The sequence below is a fragment of the Pseudomonas sp. GD03862 genome, assembly GCF_029840855.1.
GTDB classification, from domain to species: domain Bacteria; phylum Pseudomonadota; class Gammaproteobacteria; order Pseudomonadales; family Pseudomonadaceae; genus Aquipseudomonas; species Aquipseudomonas alloputida.
Map to the genome: position 1 here is coordinate 1 of NZ_JAOCDI010000032.1, position 23,511 is coordinate 23,511.

The 23,511-nt window shown below is 61.7% G+C and carries 22 protein-coding genes; 6 read left to right on the forward strand and 16 right to left on the reverse strand.

Annotation, left to right across the window (positions count from 1 at the left end):
* Positions 1-183: 183 nt before the first annotated feature.
* Both N5D53_RS19515 and N5D53_RS19520 read right to left on the reverse strand, forming a co-directional pair.
* Positions 184-2,610, reverse strand: coding sequence for a TonB-dependent receptor (locus tag N5D53_RS19515; protein ID WP_279840629.1), 2,427 nt, complete (start codon positions 2,608-2,610; stop codon positions 184-186).
* Between the two features lie 227 nt (positions 2,611-2,837).
* On the reverse strand, positions 2,838-3,962 hold the full coding sequence (locus tag N5D53_RS19520; protein ID WP_190869075.1) for a sigma-70 family RNA polymerase sigma factor: 1,125 nt from the start codon (positions 3,960-3,962) through the stop codon (positions 2,838-2,840).
* Between the two features lie 131 nt (positions 3,963-4,093).
* On the opposite strand from N5D53_RS19520, the gene N5D53_RS19525 reads away from it, so the two are divergent.
* A complete protein-coding gene (locus N5D53_RS19525) occupies positions 4,094-4,573 on the forward strand; it encodes an LEA type 2 family protein (protein ID WP_020192401.1) in 480 nt (159 codons plus the stop codon).
* Positions 4,574-4,593: 20 nt separating this feature from the next.
* Here N5D53_RS19525 and N5D53_RS19530 read toward each other — a convergent pair whose 3' ends face one another.
* Positions 4,594-4,857 carry a hypothetical protein gene (locus N5D53_RS19530; protein WP_003248880.1) on the reverse strand — a complete coding sequence of 88 codons (264 nt, stop codon included), beginning with the start codon at positions 4,855-4,857 and terminating at the stop codon, positions 4,594-4,596.
* Between the two features lie 22 nt (positions 4,858-4,879).
* Between N5D53_RS19530 and N5D53_RS19535 the strand changes: the two genes are divergently transcribed.
* Positions 4,880-5,305 carry a DUF883 family protein gene (locus tag N5D53_RS19535; protein WP_223843500.1) on the forward strand — a complete coding sequence of 142 codons (426 nt, stop codon included), beginning with the start codon at positions 4,880-4,882 and terminating at the stop codon, positions 5,303-5,305.
* 22 nt (positions 5,306-5,327) lie between these two features.
* On the opposite strand, the gene miaE is transcribed toward N5D53_RS19535, so the two are convergent.
* Positions 5,328-5,945, reverse strand: coding sequence for a tRNA isopentenyl-2-thiomethyl-A-37 hydroxylase MiaE (gene miaE, locus N5D53_RS19540; protein ID WP_003248869.1), 618 nt, complete (start codon positions 5,943-5,945; stop codon positions 5,328-5,330).
* Between the two features lie 154 nt (positions 5,946-6,099).
* Here miaE and N5D53_RS19545 point away from each other — a divergent pair, with 154 nt between their 5' ends.
* A complete protein-coding gene (locus N5D53_RS19545; protein WP_010953172.1) occupies positions 6,100-6,963 on the forward strand; it encodes a universal stress protein in 864 nt (287 codons plus the stop codon).
* A gap of 113 nt (positions 6,964-7,076) precedes the next feature.
* Here the strand turns inward: N5D53_RS19545 and N5D53_RS19550 are convergent, their stop codons facing one another.
* The 10 genes from N5D53_RS19550 to N5D53_RS19595 all read right to left on the reverse strand — a co-directional run bounded on the left by N5D53_RS19550 (position 7,077) and on the right by N5D53_RS19595 (position 18,175).
* Positions 7,077-7,280 (reverse strand): formate dehydrogenase subunit delta, encoded by a 204-nt coding sequence (locus N5D53_RS19550; RefSeq protein ID WP_010953171.1) that lies wholly within the window; start codon positions 7,278-7,280, stop codon positions 7,077-7,079.
* Positions 7,277-10,159, reverse strand: coding sequence for a formate dehydrogenase subunit alpha (fdhF, locus tag N5D53_RS19555; RefSeq protein ID WP_190869074.1), 2,883 nt, complete (start codon positions 10,157-10,159; stop codon positions 7,277-7,279). The genes N5D53_RS19550 and fdhF overlap by 4 nt, the downstream gene beginning before the upstream one ends.
* On the reverse strand, positions 10,156-11,715 hold the full coding sequence (locus tag N5D53_RS19560) for a formate dehydrogenase beta subunit (RefSeq protein WP_190869073.1): 1,560 nt from the start codon (positions 11,713-11,715) through the stop codon (positions 10,156-10,158). The genes fdhF and N5D53_RS19560 overlap by 4 nt, the downstream gene beginning before the upstream one ends.
* Positions 11,709-12,191 carry a formate dehydrogenase subunit gamma gene (locus N5D53_RS19565; RefSeq protein ID WP_129933657.1) on the reverse strand — a complete coding sequence of 161 codons (483 nt, stop codon included), beginning with the start codon at positions 12,189-12,191 and terminating at the stop codon, positions 11,709-11,711. The genes N5D53_RS19560 and N5D53_RS19565 overlap by 7 nt, the downstream gene beginning before the upstream one ends.
* 402 nt (positions 12,192-12,593) lie before the next feature.
* Entirely contained in the window at positions 12,594-13,109 is a 516-nt protein-coding gene (locus tag N5D53_RS19570) for a ProQ/FinO family protein (RefSeq protein WP_064493514.1), read from the reverse strand.
* A 123-nt stretch (positions 13,110-13,232) separates the two neighbouring features.
* Positions 13,233-13,787, reverse strand: coding sequence for an XRE family transcriptional regulator (locus tag N5D53_RS19575; protein WP_064493513.1), 555 nt, complete (start codon positions 13,785-13,787; stop codon positions 13,233-13,235).
* Positions 13,788-13,960: 173 nt separating this feature from the next.
* Positions 13,961-15,319 (reverse strand): aspartate aminotransferase family protein, encoded by a 1,359-nt coding sequence (locus tag N5D53_RS19580; RefSeq protein ID WP_014591751.1) that lies wholly within the window; start codon positions 15,317-15,319, stop codon positions 13,961-13,963.
* A 69-nt stretch (positions 15,320-15,388) separates the two neighbouring features.
* The gene (locus N5D53_RS19585; protein WP_190869072.1) at positions 15,389-16,162 is read right to left on the reverse strand and encodes a gamma-glutamyl-gamma-aminobutyrate hydrolase family protein; all 774 of its coding nucleotides are present in this window, start codon (positions 16,160-16,162) and stop codon (positions 15,389-15,391) included.
* An 84-nt stretch (positions 16,163-16,246) separates the two neighbouring features.
* Complete coding sequence (locus N5D53_RS19590; protein ID WP_104962187.1) at positions 16,247-17,593, reverse strand: glutamine synthetase family protein; 1,347 nt, start codon at positions 17,591-17,593, stop codon at positions 16,247-16,249.
* Between the two features lie 27 nt (positions 17,594-17,620).
* Positions 17,621-18,175, reverse strand: a complete 555-nt coding sequence (locus tag N5D53_RS19595) for an XRE family transcriptional regulator (RefSeq protein WP_014591753.1) — start codon at positions 18,173-18,175, stop codon at positions 17,621-17,623.
* Positions 18,176-18,387: 212 nt separating this feature from the next.
* On the opposite strand from N5D53_RS19595, the gene N5D53_RS19600 reads away from it, so the two are divergent.
* Together N5D53_RS19600 and N5D53_RS19605 are read left to right on the forward strand one after the other, a co-directional pair.
* Positions 18,388-19,281: a LysR substrate-binding domain-containing protein gene (locus N5D53_RS19600; protein ID WP_004576757.1), complete on the forward strand. Its 894-nt coding sequence runs from the start codon at positions 18,388-18,390 to the stop codon at positions 19,279-19,281.
* Between the two features lie 99 nt (positions 19,282-19,380).
* Complete coding sequence (locus N5D53_RS19605; protein ID WP_173880840.1) at positions 19,381-20,085, forward strand: SDR family oxidoreductase; 705 nt, start codon at positions 19,381-19,383, stop codon at positions 20,083-20,085.
* 94 nt (positions 20,086-20,179) lie between these two features.
* Here N5D53_RS19605 and N5D53_RS19610 read toward each other — a convergent pair whose 3' ends face one another.
* Positions 20,180-20,665 (reverse strand): hypothetical protein, encoded by a 486-nt coding sequence (locus tag N5D53_RS19610; protein ID WP_104962189.1) that lies wholly within the window; start codon positions 20,663-20,665, stop codon positions 20,180-20,182.
* A gap of 376 nt (positions 20,666-21,041) precedes the next feature.
* Positions 21,042-21,968 carry a LysR substrate-binding domain-containing protein gene (locus N5D53_RS19615; RefSeq protein ID WP_004576754.1) on the reverse strand — a complete coding sequence of 309 codons (927 nt, stop codon included), beginning with the start codon at positions 21,966-21,968 and terminating at the stop codon, positions 21,042-21,044.
* Positions 21,969-22,154: 186 nt separating this feature from the next.
* On the opposite strand from N5D53_RS19615, the gene N5D53_RS19620 reads away from it, so the two are divergent.
* Entirely contained in the window at positions 22,155-23,501 is a 1,347-nt protein-coding gene (locus N5D53_RS19620; protein WP_190869071.1) for a dicarboxylate/amino acid:cation symporter, read from the forward strand.
* Positions 23,502-23,511 lie beyond the last annotated feature (10 nt).

The following is a 23,511-nucleotide window of genomic DNA, read 5'->3' on the forward strand; positions in this document are numbered from 1 at the left end:
CGCTACCGTATTCGCGGGTAAACCCGCTCCTACGCCGGATCGGTGGTGGACACGCATCGGTGGCTGGGCACAGGCACCGTCGTGTAGGAGCGGGTTTACCCGCGAAGGGGCCGGCCCTGCTGGCCAATTTCCACCCGCCGTTCACCGTTGCCTCCGCGAACAGGCCCGTTCAGGCCACCACAATCAGTAAGCCATGCTCCAGCTCAGCGTATAGGTCCGCCCACGCCCCTGGTAGTCATACAGATACGCCGGCCCGTAGGTCGGCGAATAGAACAACGTCGCACGCTGTCCCCATACCGTGCTGTACTGCTTGTCCAGCAGGTTCTGGATACCGGCACTGAAGGTGCCGAAACCGGTGTCCTGGCTGCCCAGCAGGTCGAAGGTGGTGTAGCCGTCAATCTCGTGATCGGCATCGTCCTTCAGGCTGAAGGCATGGTTGGCCTGCAAGCGTGCACTGCGGCCATCGCCCTTCCAGCCGACAAACGCGGTGGCCTTGGACAACGAGGCATAACGGGCATCGCGCTTGATCCAGCCGCCGTCTTCGGCCTCTTCCTCGGAGCGTGTCATGTGCAATGTGCCGCCAGCTTCCCAGCCGGTCTGGAAGTGCCGGGTCAGTGCACCTTCAAAGCCGAAGTCGCGGCTTTTCTGCTCTTCCACGTCGATGGTCAGCGTTTGCGAATCGACGTTGATGATCTTGTCCGACCAGATGTAGTACAGCGCTGCCTGCGCATCCCAATCCAGGTCGGCATAGCGCCAGCCCAATTCCACCTGGCGGCTCTTGATACCGGCCAACGGGTTATCGGCCACGCTCAGGCCCGGCTTGCCGTAGTACTTGGCCGGGTCAGGCAGGTCGAAGCCTTCGCCATAGTTGCTCCACACCTGGTGGCCGTTCTTGAAGTCGTAGATGGCACCGACGTTGAACAGGTTGACCTGATAGTCGTTACTGCCACCTGGCACGCCCTTGAAGTCGCTGACATCCACGTCCATCTGCTGCCGCCGGGCACCACCGGACAATGTCAGGTTGTCGGTGGCATGCCAGTCCAGCTGGGCATACACCGACACACCATCCACCCGGTAGCTGGGGTAGCGTGCGGCCTTGCTGTCTTTTTCCAGTTCCAGGCCACCCGACTCGGACGAGGTCTGGGCGTTGAAGGTGGTCTGCTCTGCGTTGAAGCGCTCGCGGTCCAGGTCAACGCCGTAGGTCAGCTTCAGCGTATCCCACTGCTTGGCAAACAGACCCTTGAGGCTGGTGACTTCGAAGTTCTGCTGCGAGGCGGCAAAGTACACCCCGCGCGAGCCGGTGGGTGTGGCACGGTTGTAGTACGGGAACGGGTAGAAGTTGTCGTCTTCCTTGCGGTACGAAGCCTGCAGGTAGAAGTCCTGGCCCAGCACGTCGGTGTGGTGGTAATTGGCGTTGAGCAGCAAGCGCCGCGTACGCGGCTCCAGGTCCGATGAATAACCGCTGCGCAGCTCGGCGTCTTCCAGGTCGGATGGCGCGTTGTAGTTCAGGTTGGGGAAGTAGATACCCGTGCTGCCGTGGTTACCCGAGTCGTAGTACTGGGCCAACAGGTCGAGGCTATGCTGGTCGTTCAGTTGCAGGCCCAAGGTACCGAGTACGTCGATGGTGCGATTGTACTGCAGGTCGGTCTGGGTGTTGTCGATGAAGATCTGGTCGCCAGCACCATCGTAGAAGGCTTCGTTCTGCTCACCGGAAATACCCAACCGGGCATTGACCCGCTCGTTACCACCGCTGACGGACTGGGCGAAGCGGGTGGCCAGGTCGTCGCTGTTGTTGAAACCACTGCTGGCCCCCAACTGGGTCTCGAAGCGCGCCGGGCCAGGCTCGCCCTTCTTGGTCACGATGTTGATGATGCCGCCGGTGGCGCCACCGCCGTAGATGGCGCTGGCACCAGACAGTACTTCGACGCGTTCGACGTTGAACGGCGAAATGCTGTCGAACTGGCGCGACAGGCCGCGAGAGCTGTTCTGGCTGACCCCGTCGATCATCACAAGCACGTTGCGCCCACGCATGTTCTGGCCGTAATTGGTGCGCCCTTCCGGCGCCAGGTCAAGGCCCGGCACCAGCTTGCCGATGGCTTCCTTCAGGCTGACGCCGCTGTCGATCTGCTCGCGCAATTGCTGCTGGTCGACCACCCAGACGGTCCCGGGGATTTCGCTGATGGCGGTGCTGGTGCGCGAGGCTACGCTGACTTCGATCGGCTTGAGGTTGACCGCCTGCGGCGCGGCCTCGGCCTTGCGCAGGGTGACGGTGCGAGCCTCGCTGAACTGCCAGCTCATGCCGCTGCCGGCCAGCAACTGCTGCAAGGCCTGCTCGACACTGTAGTTGCCTTGCAACGCCGGGCTGACCTGGCCGACGACATCGCCTGTGGTGTACAGCAGGTGCAGGCCGGCCTGGTCGGCGAAGGTGGTCAGCGCCTGGTCCAGCGGTTGGGCTGGCAGGTCGAGCTGGACCTGGCGAGCTTGCATCTGGGTCTGTTCGGCAGTCGTCGCGGCCCCTGCGTGCAGGGGGCCGAGCAACAGGGCAACGGCACTGCAAGACATCAAGGCATGGTGAAAAGAACCGCGACGGCGGTGCAAGGGCTTGAGCATCAGAGGCACGAATGAGCTTCCTGACAAGTCGTAAATGAGAATGGGTTGCTGATCAGTCTCACTACGACGATCTGGCTTGCAGGAACTTGCAGTGCCAAATGGAAAATATTTTTATTTCTGTCCGGCCTCTTCGCGGGCAAGCCCGCTCCTACAACGACTGCGCCCGCCTGAAGATTGTGCGATCTGTGCAGGAACGGGCTTGCCGCTAAGAGGCCGGCACAGGCTGATCAATGCACCACGGCCAACCACGGCAGGTAAGTCACCTTCAGGCCATACCGCTGCTCCAACGTCCGCAACAGGGCCTCAGGTTCATCCAGGTCAAACACCCCGCTCACTTCCATCGCAGCCAGCTTGCTGTCGGACAACACAATGCGCCCATGCCGGTATCGCTCAAGCTCGGTCAGCACCTGCCCCAGCGGCTTGCCGTTGAAGATCAGCTTGCCACGCTGCCAGGCCATCTGCGTGCCGGCATCGGCCGCCACTGCCAGTTCATGTTCACCCACCTTGGCTTCACCGCGAGCCAACACGACGTGGCCATCGCGCTGCACGCTGAAGGTGGCAGCATTGCCCTGCACCTGCGCACCGGCCGTTTCGACCACAAACGGACGTGAATCATCGGCGGTCTCGAACAACGCCTCACCCGCATCGAGTACCACACGCCGCTCATGCTCGCTGAACGCCACGCTCAAGGCACTGGCGCTGTTCAGCGTCACCCGTGTGCCATCTGTCAGGGTAATGACCTGCCGCTCGCCCACGGCGGTGTGGTAATCGGCCAGCAGCATCGGGGCTTGCTGCCAACCCGCCACGGCGGCGACCAGCAACACCACCGAAGCCGCCACACCCGCCTGCTTCAGCCGGCCGCGGCAATGGCGCAAGGCCTGGCCGATATACTTTGCCACCATGCTCTCGGAAACCCCCAGGCGTTGAGCGACCTGCTTCTGGGTCAGGCCCTCGACACGGTTGAGCAACAGCGCCTGGCGGGCATTGTGGGGCAACTGCAACAGCGCCTGGTCAAGAATCTGCAAACGCTCGCGGGCCAGCAACGCCGCCTCAGGGGCGGGCGCCGGGCAGGCCACCTCACAGGCTCCGTCGCTGTCGTCGTGGCTGGCGGCGATGCGTTGCTCACGGCGCAAGGCGTCAATCGCCAGGTTGCCGGCGACGCGGAAGATGAAACTGCGTGCGTGCAACACCGGCACCGCCTGCTCGTCGATGTTCACCAGCTTCAGGTAGGTTTCCTGCGCCACATCGGCCGCGCGCTGGCGGTCGCTCATGCGCCGTGTCAGAAACTGCAGCAGGTCGTCGTAGTGCTCCTGGAAACTTGCCAGCAGGCCCGACATGGGTGAAGTCAGCATGATTGGGGAACAGCCAGTAAGAGAGGTTATCGAGCGTTAATGAGAAACAGTATCTTTCATATGAACCGATACTTTCAACGCCGACGCGCATTTGCCACACTGCCAGCTCCATTCCGGCAAGGTCACAGCCCATGACTGCCCGTCTTTACCGCTACACCCGCCTGTTCCTGGTCCTGCTGCTGGCCTGTGGCCTGGGGGCCTGTGCGCTGTTCCAGCCACGCGACCCGGTAAACATCAGCGTGATCGGCATCGAACCACTGCCCGGTCAGGAGCTGGAACTACGCATGGCGGTGAAAATGCGGGTGCAAAACCCCAATGAGGCGCCGATCGATTACAACGGCATCGCCTTGAACCTGGAAGTGAACGGCCAGCCGCTGGCCGCTGGGGTCAGTGACCAGCAGGGGCATATTGGCCGCTACGACGAAGCGGTGATCGTGGTGCCGGTAAGCATCACGGCATTTTCCTTCCTGCGCCAGGCCTATGGGCTGGGCAAGCTGGATTCGCTGCAGGGTCTACCCTACAAGCTGCGCGGCAAACTGGCCGGCGGGCCGCTGGGGACCGTGCGCTTTACCGATGAAGGCAAGCTGGACCTGCCCAAGGGCACCTACTGACAAGCGCCGGGCGGGTGTGCTCAGCGGTTGGCGCTGGCTGCGGCCATCAGCTTGTTGACTTCGCTGCGCACCATGCTGGCGTATTCAGGCGGCGTCATGCCGTCCAGTTCGGCGCGCACCCACTCGGCCCATTTGCCCTTGCGCCGTGGCTTTTCGGCAATCAGCCGGGCGGCTTCGCCCTTGGCTTTGCCCAGGTTGTTCTGCCACATCTCGAACAGCCGGGCCTTCTCTGCCTCGATCTGCGCCCGTTCCTCGAAGCTCATGTTGGCCAGATTGAAACTCATGAAGTTACCTGCAGGTTTGAAAATGGCCGCTATCTTACACCCAGGCAACCCATCATCGGAAAGCCGCCGCAACTTTCCCGACGTGGCGGCATCCATTGTTCACACCCCCATTGACGAGGACGAGTTCATGGCCCGGAAAAACGCCACGCTGGCTGACAGCGATCAGATCAAGGACCAGGTATTCAGCGAACTGCAATCGCTGATAGAAGAATCGGAAAAACTGCTGAACGACAGTGCCGCCCTGGTGGGCGAAGAAGCCGAGACGCTGCGCGCCCAGGTAAGCCTGAAACTTCGTCAGGCTCGCCAGGCGGCCAGCAACGTGCGCAGCAAGGCGCAACCGGTGGTGGACGCCACCCAGGACTACATCGGCGGCCACCCCTGGCAGACCGTTGCCATTTCCGCCGGCCTCGGGCTGGCGGTAGGCCTGCTACTGGGCCGGCGCAATTAAGGCCTGCGCCGCCTGGTGCCCATCAGGCGGCCAAAGCCTGCGGGATGCCGCTGTGGAAGCGCAGCTCCTGGTCTGGTGACTGGATCAGCTCCATTTCCGCCGCGCGTACCAGCTCGACGCGGCGAGCGATGTCCGCTTCATCACCGTAGTTGTGCGCCAGTTTCAGATAGCCCTGGTAGTGGCGCGCTTCGCTTTTCAGCAGTCCGTGGTAGAAGCGGCCCAGCTCTTCATCCAGATGCGGCACCAGCGCGGCAAAACGTTCGCAACTGCGCGCCTCGATGAACGCCCCCACCACCAGCGTATCCACCAGCTTGACCGGCTCGTGGGCGCGCACCAGCCGGCGCAACCCCGACGCATAACGCCCTGCCGACACCGGGCGCAACGGCACACCGCGGCGTTTCATGAGGCGTAACACCTGTTCGTGGTGCACCAGCTCCTCGCGGGCCAGGCGCGACATCATGTTGATCAGATCCAGGTGAGTGTTGTACTTGGCGATCAGGCTCAAGGCCGTGCTGGCGGCCTTGAACTCGCAGTTCTTGTGGTCGATCAGCAGGGTTTCCTGGTCGGCGAGCGCCGCTTCGATCCAGGCATCTGGCGTCGGGCAGCCAAGAAAGGCGTCGATTTCGGGGATCAGGGACATAAGCGTGCAACCACACAGAACAGGCAGGGTCGGCGATTATACCGGCGGCGGCTGGCGACGCCAGTGACTATGCTTGATGTACATCAAGCGCTGGAGGGTAAAGCGCCGACTATAGTCAGGCACTGGTCGCCATCATCGAAGGGAGTTTACGCCCATGCAAGCCGTCCGCAGCATCCTCGTCGTCCTCGACCCCGCGCACGCCCACAGCCGGGCGCTTACACGGGCCAAGCTGATTGCCGGCATCACCGGCGCGCGCCTGCACCTGCTGATGTGCGACAAACGGCATGATCACAGTGCGCTGCTGAGCCTGCTGAGCAGCCAGTTGCATGATGACGGCTTCGACAATGTCACCCATGAAGAGGGCTGGCGCGACAACCTGCACGACACCATCATCCATGTACAGCAGGCCGAAGGCTGCGAACTGGTGATCAAGGACCACCGCCCGGACAACCCGCTGAAAAAGGCCCTGCTCACCCCCAGCGACTGGAAGCTGCTGCGCCAATGCCCGTGTGCGGTGCTGATGGTCAAGAGCGAGCGGCCATGGACCGGAGGCAAGATCCTGGCAGCGGTGGACGTGGGCAACCAGGACGAAGACCACCGCCGCCTGCATGCCAGCATCATCGACCACGGCTTCGAGATTGCCAAACTGGCCAAGGGAGAACTGCACGTCATCAGTGCCCACCCGTCGCCGATGCTGTCAGCGTCGGACCCGGCGTTCCAGCTGAGCGATACGATCGAAAAGCGCTACCGTGAAGCGTGCAGCGCGTTCCAGGCTGAATACGGCATCAGGGAAGAATGCCTGCATGTGGCCGAAGGGCCGGCGGATGTGTTGATTCCACATACCGAACAGAAGCTCGATGCCGTGGTGACGGTGATGGGCACGGTGTGCCGCACGGGCATTTCCGGGGCGTTGATTGGTAATACCTCGGAAGTGGTGCTGGATGCGCTGCAGGGTGATGTGCTGGTGCTCAAGAGCGAGGAAGCCATCGCCCACCTGGCGGAGCTGGCCCGCGGCTGAGTAGGCAATATGCAGGCCCCTTGTAGGAGCGGGTTCACCCGCGAATGCGTCATTGATTTCAACGCCACATTCGCCGGCAAACCCGCCCCAAGGTTCCGTTGCCGCCCGGGAGTCTAGACCAACGCCTCCCGCACCTTCGGGTCAAGCCCTTCCCCCGCATGGGCCTCGCTCCATTCCGCCAGCTGCCGGCGCATCGCCGGCGTCCAGAAGCTCTGCAAATGCTGCCGCACCCCTTGCACCGCCAGCGCCCGGTCTGGTTCGCTGTCGAAGTAATGGGCAATCTGGTTGGCCATCTTGACCAGGTTTTCGCTGCTCATCGGCGAACCTCGGCTTTCTCCGCAGTGCGGCGCTCTTTCAGCAGCCGCTGCTGTTCATCACTGAAGTCCTGATAGCGCTTTTGCCATTGCGATGGCTGGAACACTTTCACCACTTCCACTGCCGTCACCTTGTACTCGGGGCAGTTGGTGGCCCAGTCGGAGTTGTCGGTGGTGATCACGTTGGCACCCGACTCCGGGAAGTGGAAGGTGGTGTACACCACTCCCGGCGCCACCCGCGTACTGACCTTGGCATGCAGCACAGTCTGCCCGGCGCGGCTGCCGATACCGACCCAGTCACCGTCGTGGATGCCACGGCTTTCAGCGTCGGTCGGGTGGATCTCCAGGCGGTCGGCGTCATGCCAGGCGACGTTGCCGGTACGCCGGGTCTGGGCGCCGACGTTGTACTGGCTGAGAATGCGCCCGGTGGTCAGCAGCAACGGGTAGCGGTTGTTGACCTTTTCGTCGGTGGGCACGTAGCCGGTGAGCATGAAGCGCCCCTTGCCACGCACGAACTGGTCGATGTGCATGGTCGGCGTGCCGTCTGGGGCAGCGTCGTTGCACGGCCACTGCAGGCTGCCATGGCGGTCGAGTTCAGCGTAGCTGACACGACGGAAGGTCGGCGTCAGGCGGGCGATCTCGTCCATGATCTCGGAAGGATGGCGGTAGTTCATCGGGTAGCCTAGGGCGTTGGCCAGGGCCACGGTAGCTTCCCAGTCGGCCTTGCCGGCCAGCGGCTCCATGACCTTGCGCACCCGCGAAATTCGCCGCTCGGCGTTGGTGAAGGTGCCGTCCTTTTCCAGGAAGGAACTGCCCGGCAGGAACACATGAGCGAACTTGGCAGTTTCGTTGAGGAAGATGTCCTGCACCACCACGCACTCCATGGCCAGCAAGGCCGCGGTGACGTGCTGGGTGTTGGGGTCGCTCTGGGCGATGTCCTCACCCTGGCAGTACAGCGCCTTGAAGCTGCCATCCAGCGCCGCCTCGAACATGTTGGGAATGCGCAGACCCGGGTCGGGCTGCAAGGTCACGCCCCACGCCTGTTCGAACTCGGCGCGCACGCCCTCGTTGGAGACATGCCGGTAGCCGGGCAGCTCGTGGGGGAACGAGCCCATGTCGCACGAGCCCTGCACGTTGTTCTGCCCGCGCAGCGGGTTCACCCCTACCCCTTCACGGCCGATGTTGCCAGTGGCCATGGCCAGGTTGGCGATGCCCATCACTGCGGTACTGCCTTGGCTGTGCTCGGTCACCCCCAGGCCGTAGTAGATGGCCGCGTTGCCGCCGGTGGCATACAGCCGGGCCGCAGCGCGGATCTGCTCGGCGGGCACGCCACAAACCGGGCCGAGCACCTCGGGGGCGTTGTCTGGCAGGCTGACGAAGTCGCGCCAACGGGCGAAGTCTTCGGTTTCGCAGCGGGCATCGATGAAGCTTTGGGCCAGCAGGCCCTCGGTAACGATCACGTGGGCCAGGGCGTTGAGCATGGCCACGTTGGTGCCCGGGCGCAGTTGCAGGTGCAGGTCGGCGCGGGCGTGCGGCGAGTCGACCAGGTCGATGCGCCGTGGGTCGATCACGATCAGCCGCGCCCCTTGGCGCAGGCGGCGCTTGAGTTGCGAGCCGAACACCGGGTGCGCATCGGTGGGGTTGGCGCCAATCACCAGCACAACGTCGGCCTGCATCACCGAGTCGAAGCTTTGCGTGCCGGCTGACTCACCCAGGGTCTGCTTCAGGCCATAACCGGTGGGCGAATGGCATACCCGTGCGCAGGTGTCGACGTTGTTGTTACCGAAGGCCGTGCGCACCAGCTTCTGCACCAGGTAGGCTTCTTCGTTGGTACAGCGGCTGGAGGTGATACCGCCGATGGAGTCGCGCCCGTATTTGAGCTGGATGCGGCGGAACTCGCTGGCAGCATAGGTCACGGCCTCGTCCCAGCTGACTTCCTGCCACGGGTCTTCCAGGCGCTTGCGGATCATCGGTTTGGTGATGCGGTCCGGGTGGGTGGCGTAGCCCCAGGCAAAGCGGCCCTTGACGCAGGCGTGGCCGTGGTTGGCGCCACCGTTCTTGTCCGGGACCATGCGCACCAGCTGGTCACCCTTGATTTCGGCGCGGAACGAGCAGCCAACGCCGCAGTAGGCGCAGGTGGTAATGACCGAACGCTCAGGCTGGCCAAGCTGCACCAGGCTCTTTTCCGTCAGGGTCGCGGTCGGACAGGCCTGCACGCAGGCGCCGCACGACACGCATTCGGAAGCCAGGAAGTTTTCGCCCCCCGCGGCCGCCACCCGCGATTCGAAACCGCGCCCGGTAATGGTCAGGGCGAACGTACCCTGGATGTCCTCGCAGGCGCGCACACAGCGGCTGCAGACGATGCACTTGCTCGGCTCGTAGTCGAAATACGGGTTGGAAACGTCTTTTTTCTCGTCCAGGTGGTTGGCGCCGTCATAGCCGTAGCGCACCTCACGCAGGCCCACCTGGCCGGCCACGGTCTGCAGCTCGCAGTTGCCGTTGGCCGAACAGGTCAGGCAGTCCAGCGGGTGGTCGGAAATGTACAGCTCCATCACGTTGCGGCGCAGGCCCGCCAGGCGCGGGGTTTCGGTGCGCACCACCATGCCTTCGCTGACTGGCGTGGTGCAGGATGCCGGGTAGCCGCGCATGCCTTCGATTTCCACCATGCACATGCGGCAGGAGCCGAAGGCTTCGAGGCTGTCGGTGGCGCACAGTTTGGGGATGCTGGTGCCCAGCATGGCGGCGGCGCGCATGACCGAGGTGCCAGCAGGCACGCTGATGGCGCGGCCGTCGATGCTTAGGCTGACCTGCACGTCGCTTTCGCGGGCCGGGGTGCCGAGGTCGCTGCTTTTATCAGAAGCGGGGTCGAAGAAATTGATCACTGTGCGGCCTCCGTGGTGGTCAGCCCAAAATCGGCGGGGAAGTACTTGAGCGCGCTGGCCACCGGATAGGCAGTCATACCGCCCATGGCGCACAGCGAACCGTACTGCAGGGTGTCGCACAGGTCGCGCAGCAACAGCGCCTGGTCATGGCGCTCGGTGATGTCGCTGCTGGCGATCAGCCGGTCGACCACTTCCATGCCCCGGGTGGAACCGATACGGCACGGGGTGCACTTGCCGCAGGACTCCTCGGCACAGAACTGCAGGGCGAAACGCGCCATGCTGGCCATGTTCAACGTATCGTCGGCCACCACCACACCGCCGTGGCCGAGCATCGCGCCCACGGCAGCAAACGCTTCATAGTCCAATGGGGTGTCGAAATGGCTGGGAGGTACCCAGGCACCGAGCGGGCCACCGACCTGCGCGGCCTTCAGCGGCCGGCCACTGGCCGTACCACCGCCATAGCCTTCCACCAGCTCGCGCAGGGTCAGGCCGAACGCGCGCTCGACCAGGCCACCCTGGCGAATGTTGCCGGCCAGCTGGAACGGCATGGTGCCCAGCGAGCGGCCCATGCCGAAATCGCGATAGAACGCTGCACCCTTGGCCAGAATGATGGGCACCGAAGCCAGGGTAAGCACGTTGTGCACCAGCGTCGGCAGGCCGAACAGCCCTTGCAGCGCAGGCAGCGGTGGCTTGGCGCGGACGATGCCACGCTTGCCTTCGATGGATTCGAGCAGCGCGGTTTCTTCGCCGCAAATATAGGCGCCGGCGCCCACCCGCACCTCCAGGTCGAACGCCTGGCCGCTGCCGGCTACGTCAGCACCCAGGTAGCCAGCGTCACGTGCGATGGCGAAGGCCTGGTCGAGTACCCGGATGGCATCGGGATACTCCGAGCGCACATAGATATAGCCCTTGTCGGCACCCACGGCGAGGCCGGCAATGATCATGCCCTCGATCAGCAGGAAGGGGTCGCCTTCCATCAGCATGCGATCAGCGAACGTGCCCGAGTCACCCTCGTCGGCGTTGCACACCACGTACTTCTGCCCGGCGCCAGCATCACGCACGGTGCGCCACTTGATGCCGGCCGGGAACGCCGCACCACCACGGCCACGCAGGCCGGAGTCGAGTACTGCGGCAACCACTTCGGCACCGTCCAGCGCCACGGCGGCCTCCAGGCCTGCGAAGCCGCCGTTGGCACGATAGTCGTCCAGCGACAATGGGCGGGTGATGCCAGCGCGAGCGAACAGCAAGCGTTGCTGAGTCTTGAGATAGGGTATTTCTTCGACCAGCCCCAGTGCCAGCGAGTGGCCACCGGGTTCCCCCGCCAGGGCATCAAGCAGTGACGGCACATCCTGTGGCGTAATCGGGCCGAAACCCAGGCGCCCTTGCGCACTGTCGCACTCGATCAGCGGCTCCAGCCAGTAAAGCCCGCGCGAGCTGGTGCGCTGGATGTCCAGCGGCAACTGGCGGCGCTCGGCCTCGCGCAGCAGGGCCTCGGCAACCTGGTCGGCACCCACGGCTCGGGCTACCGAATCACAGGGAATATACAGTTTCAGCATGCTGAGTCCTCCCGGCAACCGTTGACCAAGTCCCGCAGGCGCTCAGGGGTGAGTCGCGCGTGCACCTGGCCGTCCAGCTCCAGCGCTGGCGAGCAGGCACAGGCCCCCAGGCAGTAAACAGGGCGCAGGCTGATGGACCCGTCGGCGCTGGTGCCGTGGTCGTCCAGTGCCAACTGTTCACGCAATTGCGCGGCCAGGGCTTCGGCGCCACGGCTCTGGCACGACTCGGCACGGCACAGGCGCAGGGTGTGGCGCGCGGGCGGCGTGGTGCGGAAGTCGTGATAAAAGCTGATTACCCCACGCACTTCAGCCAGGCTGAGGTTCAGGGCATGGGCGATTTCGGGGACCGAGGCATCGGGGATGTAACCTATCTCGTGCTGGACGGCATGCAGGATCGGCAACAGGGCACCGGGGGTGTCCTTGTCGCGGGCCAGAATGCGCTGGATTACAGGCAGGTGGAGCAATTCATCAGGCATACAGCGGACCTCGGCATCACGGACCCTGCCTGATTGTTTTTAAAGGGCAGGTTTCCGGCGTGTTCTGCTGCGGCGCACCGTCCACGTCACAGTTGCATGGTACGGGTGGCCTCCTCGCCCACGGCCGCACGTCTGCGCGCACTGACCCTTGGGCATCCTGCTAGCATGGCACTTGTAGCGCCGAGGGGTTGTATGCGAGCGACCAGGCGCATTCTGAAACCGACGCACGTGATTACGCCCCGGCATCATCTGCCACGGCTTGCCGATCAGGTGGGTCTTGAAACCATCGTTGCATGCACCAGGCCCTCGAAACCGAACCTGGTCCATTGCCGGGCCTGCCAGACGGCAGCCCCGGCAATGGGCTGCCATCCAGCATGGCTACGGGGCAGAACGCGACTGAGCTCAGTCGGTAGACTGCACCGTTGCGGTGTCGGCGGCGGGGGCCGGAGCCTGGGCCTGGGCCTTTGACTTCGCACGATTGCGTCGGTCCTGGCTGCGTTGCCGCGCAGCTTGCTGCTTGGCATGCAGCGCCTGAGCGGCGGTCACAGTACCTGCGGCCTGTCCATTCAGGTCAAGGCGCGGTGCATTCTCCACCATGCTCGCCCAGTATCGAGCGCCCCGGCACCACGTGGAAATGCCCAGCTTGAGCTGTTCGCGGGTCAACCCAAGCAGCTCCAGGTGTTGCTCGGCATCCTTGAAAATGCCCTCCTTGAGCGGCACCTTGGGGGCCGGGTTGACCGGGAAAGCCAAGGGAAAATGCTTCTGCAGTGGCCAGATCGCTGCCACCGCCGGGTCCATCTCACGCGGCTTCGCCTGCGGGGGCGACTTGCGCTTGGGCGGTTTCGCGCTATCGGCCTTTACCTGCCCTTTTTCCGCCCGCAGGCGGTCTCGTAGCTCAGCTAGTTGTTCAAAACCCATTGTTCATTCACTGCTTCGAAGTTGATTGCGTGGTGCAAGGATACCCCATGCAGCCTGCACATTGCTTGCAGGCCAACTTTCCCGGCTAGCCGAAGCACAACGCGCATGCCCGTGCGACGGCCCTCAGCTGAACACCCAAAGCACACGTGTGGGCTTGTCGGTCAGGTTGGCGTAACGGAAACGGGCGTGGGGTTGCAACTGAAAACTGTCATTGGCGTGCAGCGTGACCGGCTCAGCATCGCCCAACCACACCGTCAGTTCGCCTTCGAGCACGAAGCAACCCTGCTCCGAGCTGTCGTCCAGGTACTCCTCGCCACTGCTGGCCCCCGGCTGCAAATGGCTGTCGAGCATGGAAAACGCGCCCGTTATGGAGGGCGATGCCAGCACATCGGTGATACCACCCGCCAGGTGCAGCGTGCGACGCTCGTGCGGGCGGGTCACCCAGTCGAGCTCACGGGGTTTTTCCAGCTTGTAGAAGTAGGCTGTGGATACACCGAGCTCTTCACTGATGGCTGTGAGATCGGCCACGGTCGGGCGTGATACGCCGCGTTCGACCTGGGACAGAAAGCCCACCGAACGGCCGATGCGCTGTGCCAGCTCGCCCAGTGTCAGGCCCTTGAACTTGCGCAGGTCGCGAATCAGTACTGCCAGGCCTTCGATTTCTTCGTGCACTTTCATGGTTGAATCGCGACTTTCAGACGGGAAATGGATGCCCAGAAAAGTACAGGATTCATTTCACAAAGCAAAATGCTTTGCGGGTGGTGCCTGACGTGAAATGTACGATTGCGGCACCGATCGAGCACCGCGCAGGCGGTGCTTGATCTCACAGGTGCTGAGAACAGCTTCTGCCGCTACCGAACAGCCTCATAAGTCAGGTCCAGGCACTTGCGGGCTTTCTCCACCAATTCGTCGATCTCTTCGATACTGATCACCAGCGGTGGCGCGATGATCATGGTGTCGCCTACAGCGCGCATGATCAGGCCGTTGTCGAAGCAGTGCTGGCGACAGATCATGCCGACACCTTTGCCTTCATGACGGGCACGGGTGGCCTTGTCTTTCACCAACTCGATCGCACCGAGCATGCCCAGGCCGCGCACTTCGCCTACCAGCGGGTGGTCGGCCAGTTCGCGCAGGCGTTGTTGCAGATACGGCGCGGTTTTATCGTGCACCTGCTGGATGATCTGCTCGTCACGCAGGATCCGCAGGTTCTCCAGGCCCACCGCCGCCGCTACAGGGTGGCCGGAATAGGTGAAGCCGTGGTTGAAGTCGCCGCCTTCGCTGATGACCTTGGCCACCTCGTCACGCACAATCACCCCGCCCATGGGGATGTAACCGGAGGTCAGGCCCTTGGCGATGGTCATCAGGTCAGGCTTGAGGTCGTAGTAATCGGTGCCGAACCACTCACCGGTACGGCCGAACCCACAGATCACTTCGTCGGCGACGAAGAGGATGTCGTACCTGGCCAGGATTTCCTTGATCTTCGGCCAATAGGTCTGCGGTGGAATGATCACGCCACCGGCGCCCTGGATCGGCTCGGCGATGAAGGCAGCAACGTTGTCCACGCCAACTTCGAGGATCTTCTTCTCCAGTTGCTCGGCCGCCCACACGCCGAAGTCGGCCTCGGTCATGTCGCCGCCTTCGCCGAACCAGTATGGCTGCGGGATGTGCACGACATCCGGGATCACCCCGCCCTGCTGGTGCATGCCACTCATGCCGCCCAAGGCCGCGCCCGCCACGGTAGAGCCGTGGTAGCCGTTGATGCGGCCAATGATGACCTTCTTGTTCTTCTGGCCCTTCAGTGCCCAGTAATGGCGAACCATGCGCAGCACGGTGTCGTTGCCTTCGGAGCCGGAGCCGGTGAAGAACACGTGGTTCATGCCTTGCGGGGCCACCTCGGCGATCGCCTTGGCCAGCTCCAGCGCGGGCGGGTGCGCGGTCTGGAAGAACAGGTTGTAGTAAGGCAACTGCTTCATCTGCTGGCTGGCGACCTCGGCCAGCTCATCGCGACCATAGCCGACCGCCACGCACCACAGGCCGGCCATGCCATCGAGAATCTTGTTGCCCTCGCTGTCCCACAGGTACACGCCCTTGGCCGAGGTGATGATGCGTGGGCCTTTCTCGGCCAGTTGCCTGACATCGCTGAACGGGGCCAGGTGATGGTCGCGGCTCATGGTTTGCCAGGCAAGGGTCTGCGAATTCTGTTCACTCATTGACTTCACTCCATCAAGTTGCGCAGCCGCGCTGCGAGGGTATTTTCTACAGGTGGGAAAGGTGGCTGCTCAGGCAGACAGCAACAGCCTCTGGCGCAATACCGAGCGGTGCCGGCAGGCCTTGCCAAAGGACTGGAAGATGGCCAGGTAATGGGGGTTATCCATGACCTGGAACTCGGGGTGCCATTGCACGCCCAGGGCAAAGCCCTTGCTGCTCTCTACCGAAATCGCTTCCACCAGGCCATCGGGTGCCAGCGCCTCCACCCTCAGCCCGGGGGCCAGTACGTCGATGCCTTGGCCGTGGATGGAATTGACGTCGAATATCGCCGGCAAACCCATGCGGTCGAGCATGCCGCCAGGCTCTACATGCAGGGTGTGGCGCGGCCCGTATTGCTTGTCGAGGGGCTCATCCTTGCCTTCGCGGTGGTCCATGAACATGCCGGTCTCGTGGACCTTCTGATGCAGGGTGCCACCCAACGCCACGTTCATTTCCTGGAAGCCACGGCAAATGCCGAGTACCGGTACGCCGGCGGCAATGGCGGCGCGCATCAGCGGCAACGTGGTGGCATCGCGCAGAGGGTCGTGATGGGTGCCCGTGGCACTGGCCGGGCCGTTGTAGTGGTACGGCTCGATGTTGGACGGCGAACCGGTGAAGATCAGCCCATCCACCACGTCGAGAATATCGGCGCTGTCCATCAACTCACCGAGGCTGGGAATGACGATGGGCAGCCCACACGCCGCCTTGGCTGCCGCGCGCGCGTACTTCTCGCTGATGGTCTGGGTTGCATGCAGCTCAATCATGCTGGTGCATGCGGTAATGCCGATCACGGGCACACGTGGCATATCTTCCTCCGGCAAATCCATATTGCGCGTTGTATTGAAACGGTAGAAAGGGAGGGTGCAGCGTCGCTGTTCCAACCTCGGCACCTACAGGAACCAGCGGTATTCGCGGGCATCGATGTGGTGCATGAAGTCCAGTTGCTCCTGGTATTTGTTTTCGCAATAGACCATCACGAACTCGCTGCCCAGGCCTTGGTTGACCACCGGGTGATGACGCATGGCGGCCAAGGCGCTGAGGGCATCCTTGGGGAAGTCGATGCCGCTCTGGCGGTTTTCGTTCAGCGGGGCGATGGGCTCCACGCCGCGATCCAGGCCATGCTCCATCCCGGTCAAAATGGCCGCCAGTACCAGATACGGATTGGCGTCGGCACCAGCGAGGCGGTGCTCGATGCGCAGGTTGCGCGGGTCGGACTCGGGGATGCGGATGCACGCGTCACGGTCTTCGAAACCCCAGCTGGCCTTGCTCGCCGCATTGACCATGGCGCCATAACGTCGGTAGGCATTGTGGTTGGGGGCAAAGATCGGCATGCAATGCGGCAGCAGTTCCAGGCAGCCTGCCACCGCATGGCGCAGCTTGCGCTGTTCGCTTCCCGCCAGGATGTTATTGCCGGCGGCGTCGTACAGGCTGACGTGCACATGCATGCCGCTGCCTGGCGCGTCCAGGTAGGGTTTGCTCATGAAGCTGGCACGGTAGCCATGCTTCATCGCGATACCGCGGGTACTGCGGCAGAACAGTGCCGACCAGTCCGCCGCACTGAGGGCATCGTCGCTGTGGGAGAAGTTGATCTCGAACTGGCCTGGGCCCAGCTCTGCGGTGATGACGTTCGCCGGCACGCCCTGCTCGTTGGCGCCATCGACCATCTCGTGCAGGACCGACGAGAAGCGCGACAGCCGCTCGATGTGCATGTTCGGCTGATCGTCTTCATCCTCGGTTGCCGTGTCACGTGGGTACTGTGGCAGGCCGTTATCAAGCTTGCGGTCGAACAGGTAGAACTCCAGTTCAAACGCCACCACCGGGCGGATGCCACGCTTGGCCAGACGCTGAAGCACACGCGCCAGCACTTCACGAGGCTCGAATTCGATCGGCTTTGCAGTGCCGTCGGACGTGATCAGCATCTGGGCGATCACTTCCTTTTCCCAGCGCACCGGCTTCAGCGTACCCGGCACCAGGCGCCGGGCAGCATCCGGGTCGCCGTCGGCGAAGCAATAGTCACCAATCGGGTAAAGGCCGCCCTGGGTACCCAGCAGCACGCAGTTCTGCGGCAGCTTCAGAGGCGCACCGGCTGCGACTTTTTCCAGCATGTCCATGGGGTAGCGCTTGCCGTAGAAGTGCCCGGGGATGTCCAGCGCAATCAGGTCGACATAGCGAACTGCCGGGTGTTCTGCTCGGAACGAGCGCACTTCAGCCAGCAGATCCGGAAAGATGACACTCATCTTCTTATCCTTGTGAGGTGAACGAATTCAATTGAAGACCCAGAGCACGCGGGTGGTTTTATCCGTCAGGTTGGCGTAACGGAACGGCGCATGGGGTTGCAGCTGGAAGCAGTCGTTGGCTTGCAGGGTCACGGCATCGCCCTGGTCCAGCCACACCGTGAGTTCGCCCTCGAGTACGAAACAGCCCTGCTCGGAACGGTCGCTCAAGTACGCCTCCCCACTGGTGGCGCCCGGCTCGAGAAGGCTGTCGAGCATGGAGAAGGCGCCTGCGATGGTCGGCGAAGCCAGCACGTCGGTGATGCCCGACTCCAGGTACAACGTGCGCCGCTCGTGGGGGCGCGTGACCCAGCCAATGCTGCGGGGCTTGCTCAGGTTGTAGAAGTACGCGGTTGATACGCCGAGCGCTTCGCTGATAGCGGTGAGGTCTGCCACGGTCGGGCGCGAAACGCCGCGTTCGACCTGGGAGAGGAAACCCACCGAGCGGTTGATGCGCTCGGCCAGTTCACCCAAGGTCAGGTTCTTGAATTTGCGCAGGTCGTGAATAAGGATCGCGAGGGCTTCAACCTCTTCGTGCATCTTCATCGTTTCGGACTGCCGTGAAATTTTTAGACTTATTTTTCATGAAAATTTACATGAAAAATTTCACGCGTCAAGCCGAACGATGGAAATGTGCAGCGCCAACAGAGGGCTTGCTGCGCAGCGTGGCGGATTGGCTGCGGCGGCGCGGGTTTCTTTACAGGCGCTCGGCGAGTAGCCTCGTGGCTGAATCCTCCAGCCCGAACCTGTCCATCGCCATGCCAAACGGTTTCCCTGATTTGCCCTCACTCAATGCGCTACGTGTGTTCGAAGTGGTTGCCCGCCACCTGAACTTTCGCCTGGCCGCCGACGAGCTGGGGGTGACCCAGGCGGCAGTTGCACAACAGATACGCGGGCTGGAAGCGAGCCTGAACCTACGTTTGTTCGAGCGCCTGCCCCGGGGCCTGGCACTGACCGATGCAGGGCTGGGCTACAGCGGCAGCATTCGCAACGCCTTGGCGATGATCGATGAGGCAACCCGCCTGCTGCGGCCGCAGGCGTCTCACCTGACGGTCAGCGTGACACCGACCTTTGCCTCCAAATGGCTCATTCCCCGGCTGGGCCGCTTTGCGCACAGCCATCCGGACATCGATTTACGTGTACTGGCCACAGATCGGCTGTCCCACTTCAATACCGACGGCGTGGATCTCGCAGTCCGCTATGGCAAGCCCGACATCGGCGCGGGTTTGAACAGCGAACTGTTGATGGAACAGCGTATCGTCGCCGTGGCCAGCCCAACGTTGTTCGAAGCCAGCAAAGTCCCCACCAGCTTCGAGCAGCTTCAAGCGTTCACCCTGCTCCACGATGCCCATGATTTCTGGCCTCGGTTCCTTGCACAACTGTTCCCGCAACACGGGCAAGCGACTGCCAAAAACCTGCGGTTCAACCAGACTTCATTGGCCATCGATGCCGCCATCAGTGGTCAGGGTATTGCGTTGGCAAGCCTGGCGTTCGTCAGTGATGACCTCGTCGCGGGCAGGCTGACCCAGGTCTTCGCTCAGCAACTCAGGCTCGATAAGTCGTTCTATCTGGTGTGGCCGCGAAAGTTGCAGCAGCCGGAGTCGCTAGGCATTGTCCAGCGCTGGCTCAAGCAACAAGCAGGCAATAGTTAATCTACTGCCTTGGTGAAGTTTAGCTGTCTCCCTCGCGGCCACGACTGCTGCTAATTTTTGTGCGCCTAAGCATTCAGCCATTAACGTTCCGGAGGCAGCATGTCAGTAGAAAAAGTTGCGATCATCACAGCAGGTGGCAGTGGTATGGGCGCGGCAGCGGCACGGCGCCTGGCCGCTGACGGGTTCAAGGTTGGCATCCTGTCCTCCTCGGGCAAGGGCGAAGCACTGGCTGCCGAGCTTGGTGGAATTGGCGTAACAGGTAGCAACCAGTCGGTTGAGGACCTGAAACACCTGGTCGATGCCGTGGTGGAGAAGTGGGGGCGCATCGACGTGCTGGTCAATAGCGCCGGCCATGGTCCGCGCGCGCCAATTCTGGAAATCAGCGACGAAGACTGGCACAAGGGCATGGACACCTATCTGCTCAATGTCATTCGCCCGACTCGCCTGGTGACGCCCTACATGCAGCGCCAGAAAGGGGGCGTGATCATCAACATTTCCACCGCCTGGGCGTTCGAGCCGAGCGAGCTGTTCCCGACGTCTGCAGTGTTCCGCTCGGGCCTGGCCGCATTCACCAAAATCTTCGCCGACCAATTCGCCGGGGACAACGTGAGGATCAACAACGTCCTCCCCGGCTGGATCGACAGCCTGCCGGCCACCGAACAGCGCCGCGACAGCGTGCCGCTCAAACGCTATGGCACCCGCGAGGAAATCGCCGCCACCATCGCGTTCCTCGCCAGCGAAGGCGCTGCCTACATCACCGGGCAGAACATCAAAGTCGATGGCGGCGTCACACGTAGCGTTTGATTGCCCGTTGGCCGCAGCATACGCAACGGCGACCCCCACCTCCTTCGAAGCTATCGGTCAGCGTCACCCTTGCTGGCCGGCGGCGGGTATTAGGTTAGCGAGACGGCGTGCCCATCTGCTGCTGATGCTGCATCATCTGATCCATCATCATCTGTTGCATTCCCATGTATCTGTCCATCATGTATTGGTGCTGCCTCATCTGCTCAGGCGTCATTCCGGCGTAATGGCTGCCCATCTGCCCCCAGCCCATCATGTGGCCGCTCCCCATCATGCGACCGCCCATCATGCCGCCGCAGCACCCCATCATTCCCTTCATCATGAGCATTCCTTGCTGCATCATCGCCTGGTGATCTTGCATGAGTTTCTGGCGCTGGACTGGATCGGTAGTTTTGTGGATAAGGCTCATTTGATCCTGCATTTTTTTCAGATTTTCTTGAGCCTTCGCCATCTCCTGATCAAATTGCTCAATGTTCATCGACTGTTGAGTCGGCTCGGCGGCGCTGGAGGCCTGCTGGGCAAGGGTTAGAGCAGGAAAAAGAACACCCGCCAAAGCCAGGGCGACGAGTTTGGATGCTGTCATGGTTCAGATCCTTATAGGGAATGGCGGGCAGGGAATGGAACGTTGCTGTTAAGTATAGGCCTCGATTAAGGACGCAAACTGGTGCACGTTGAAAGGTGTCGCTGACACCTAAGCAAGTCGTGAGGGGCGCGCGCAAACATTCATGGGCTACCGGCGCAAAGTTAAATAATGCGCCATCACCCAAACACTGTGTGTCGACAAGGGTTGTGCCGGCGGCGCCGATGGCAATCCAAACCGCCTCTTCGCGTGGAACGGCCCAACCTTCTGCCGTTCATGCTCGCCCCTGGCTTCATTTTTTAACGCGGGAGGATCGCCAAGAAGACCTCATGCGCATCATCAGGCGTAACTCAACCAAGCCGATGCGGCTTCGCCAGCGTCATTTCCACGCATCAAGACCGCCAGTAGGGTTCTCAGCTTTGCTTTTGAAAAACTCTCGTAAATGATCAACAAAATAAGCGACTTTCGCAGATAAATTCAGGCGTTCTAAATAGACAGCGTAAATGTCTGCCGGCTCGGTCTCATAATCGTTCAAGACTTCCACAAGCTGACCTGTACGTAGATAACCGGCCAGGTTCCATTCCGCTCGCATCAATATCCCATGCCCGTCCAGCGCCCAAGTCAACGCTACCTCTCCATCGTTAGTACTCAAGCTCCCGTGGACCTTGATGGCGTCGAACTGTTTGCCTTTAGACATACGCCATATCCCGAATGCGGATTCATTTTGACGCAACACGATACAGTTGTGCCGGACCAGGTCTTTTGCCGTCTCAGGAGTTCCGTGGGTACGTAAGTACTCAGGGCTTGCACACAAACGTCGGCGATTAACCGCTATTTTCCTGGCAATGAGCCTTGAATCAGGCAGCTCACCAAAACGGATCGCCACGTCAATTGCGTCATCAGGGAGATGGATAGGCCGGTCCGTCAGGTGAAGCTGAACTTCAACCTCTGGATAGCGCTTGGCGAAGAGTGAGATGGCTGGCCCTACATGGGTGCGGCCGAAGCCCAGCGGTGCATTCACGCGCAACAAACCCTTTGGCTCGGCCCTGCTGCTGGATACCTGCCGCTCCATCTCCTCGATCTCACCGAGAATGCGTTTTGCATTGATCAGGTACGTCTCACCTTCGGCCGTGAGGCTGATGCTGCGCGTCGTTCGGTTCAACAAACGAACGCCAAGACGCTTCTCCAATTGCGCAAGCCGCTTGGTTACAGCGGGGGGAGTGAGGTTCAGCTCACGGGCTGTCGCTGCCAGGCTGCCAGCCGCCACCAACTGGCTGAAAAAAGCAAGTTCCGACACAGGATTCATAATTAACCTCAAGGAAATAATGTCTTGAATCTGAGTCTATTACACCACTCAGAAAAAACCATTACCTTAGGCCTGCCTGATTAACCACAAAAACGCTGGGCTATTTAGCTTTGCCGGTCTTGCCTGTCTGCCGCTTAGCCCAGTCGCCACATAAATCCGACTCACAACAATAATTCGGAGACGGCAATGGCCAAACGATGGATAAGTAAGCTGTATGTGCAGGTACTGATTGGCGTCTCAATTGGGGTACTGCTAGGCGTGCTCTGGCCGGAGGTCGGCGCAGACATGAAGCCACTGGGTGATGCCTTCATCAAACTGATCAAGATGGTTTTTGCACCGATCATCTTTGCAACCGTGGTTCTCGGCATCGCCAAAATGGAAAACATGAAGGAGCTCGGCCGTGTCGGTGCCCGGGCCCTGATCTACTTCGAGGTTCTCTCCTCTTTCGCATTGGTGCTGGGCCTGATCGTTGTGAACCTGGTGCAACCTGGCCAAGGCATGAACATCGACCCTGCCACCCTGGATAGCAATGCCATCTCTACCTACACCGCTGCTGCCGTTAGCGGATCGGGCGGCTTCACCGACTTCTTGTTGCATGTAATCCCCGGCAGCGTAGTGGATGCCTTTGCCAAGAACGAAATCCTGCAGATTCTGCTGTTCTCGACCTTACTCGGCATTGCGCTGGCCAATCTAGGAGAACGCGGCAAGCCCGTAGTCGATGTGCTCGAGTCGTTTTCTCACGGCATGTTCTACATCGTCGGCATGGTGATGCGCATTGCTCCGCTGGCAGCCTGTGGCGCCATGGCTTTCACCGTCGGCAAATATGGCCTGGGCTCCATCGTTTCGCTGGGCAAGCTGATGGCAACTATGTACGTGACCTGCTTCCTGTTCGTGGTGATCGTTCTCGGCTCAATCGCTCGGATGTCTGGGTTCAGCTTGTGGAAGTTCCTCAAGTACCTGCGGGAGGAGCTGTTCACCGTATTGGGCACCAGCTCATCGGAGTCTGTTGTGCCACAAATGATGAACAAACTGGAGAAGGTCGGCGTCTCGAAACCGGTAGTAGGCCTGGTCATTCCTTCGGGGCTGACTTTCAACCCTGACGGCCAATGCATCTACTACACAATGGCGGCGATATTCATCGCGCAGGCAACCAATACCCCACTGACCCTCATGGACCAGCTGATCGTCCTGGGCGTGCTCCTGCTCACATCCAAAGGCTCTGCAGGCGTCACGGGTTCGGGCTTCATCACCCTGGCCGCAACCCTGGCCACCATGGACAACATCCCTGTAGCCGGCATGGTTCTGCTTCTTGGCGTAGACCGCTTCATGTCTGAGGCTCGCGCCATTACCAACACCATCGGCAACGCCGTGGGCACCATGGCCATCGCCAAATGGGTCGGCGCCCTCGATAGCACCAGGATGAATCAGGTCTTGGATGGCCAAGCGGTGGGCGAGCCAGAAAAAAACGAATCACTGCCTTCGGCTACCAAGCCTGCCATTGACTCTGACCCAAAAAACCTTGTGATGCACTGAGGAAGTAAAC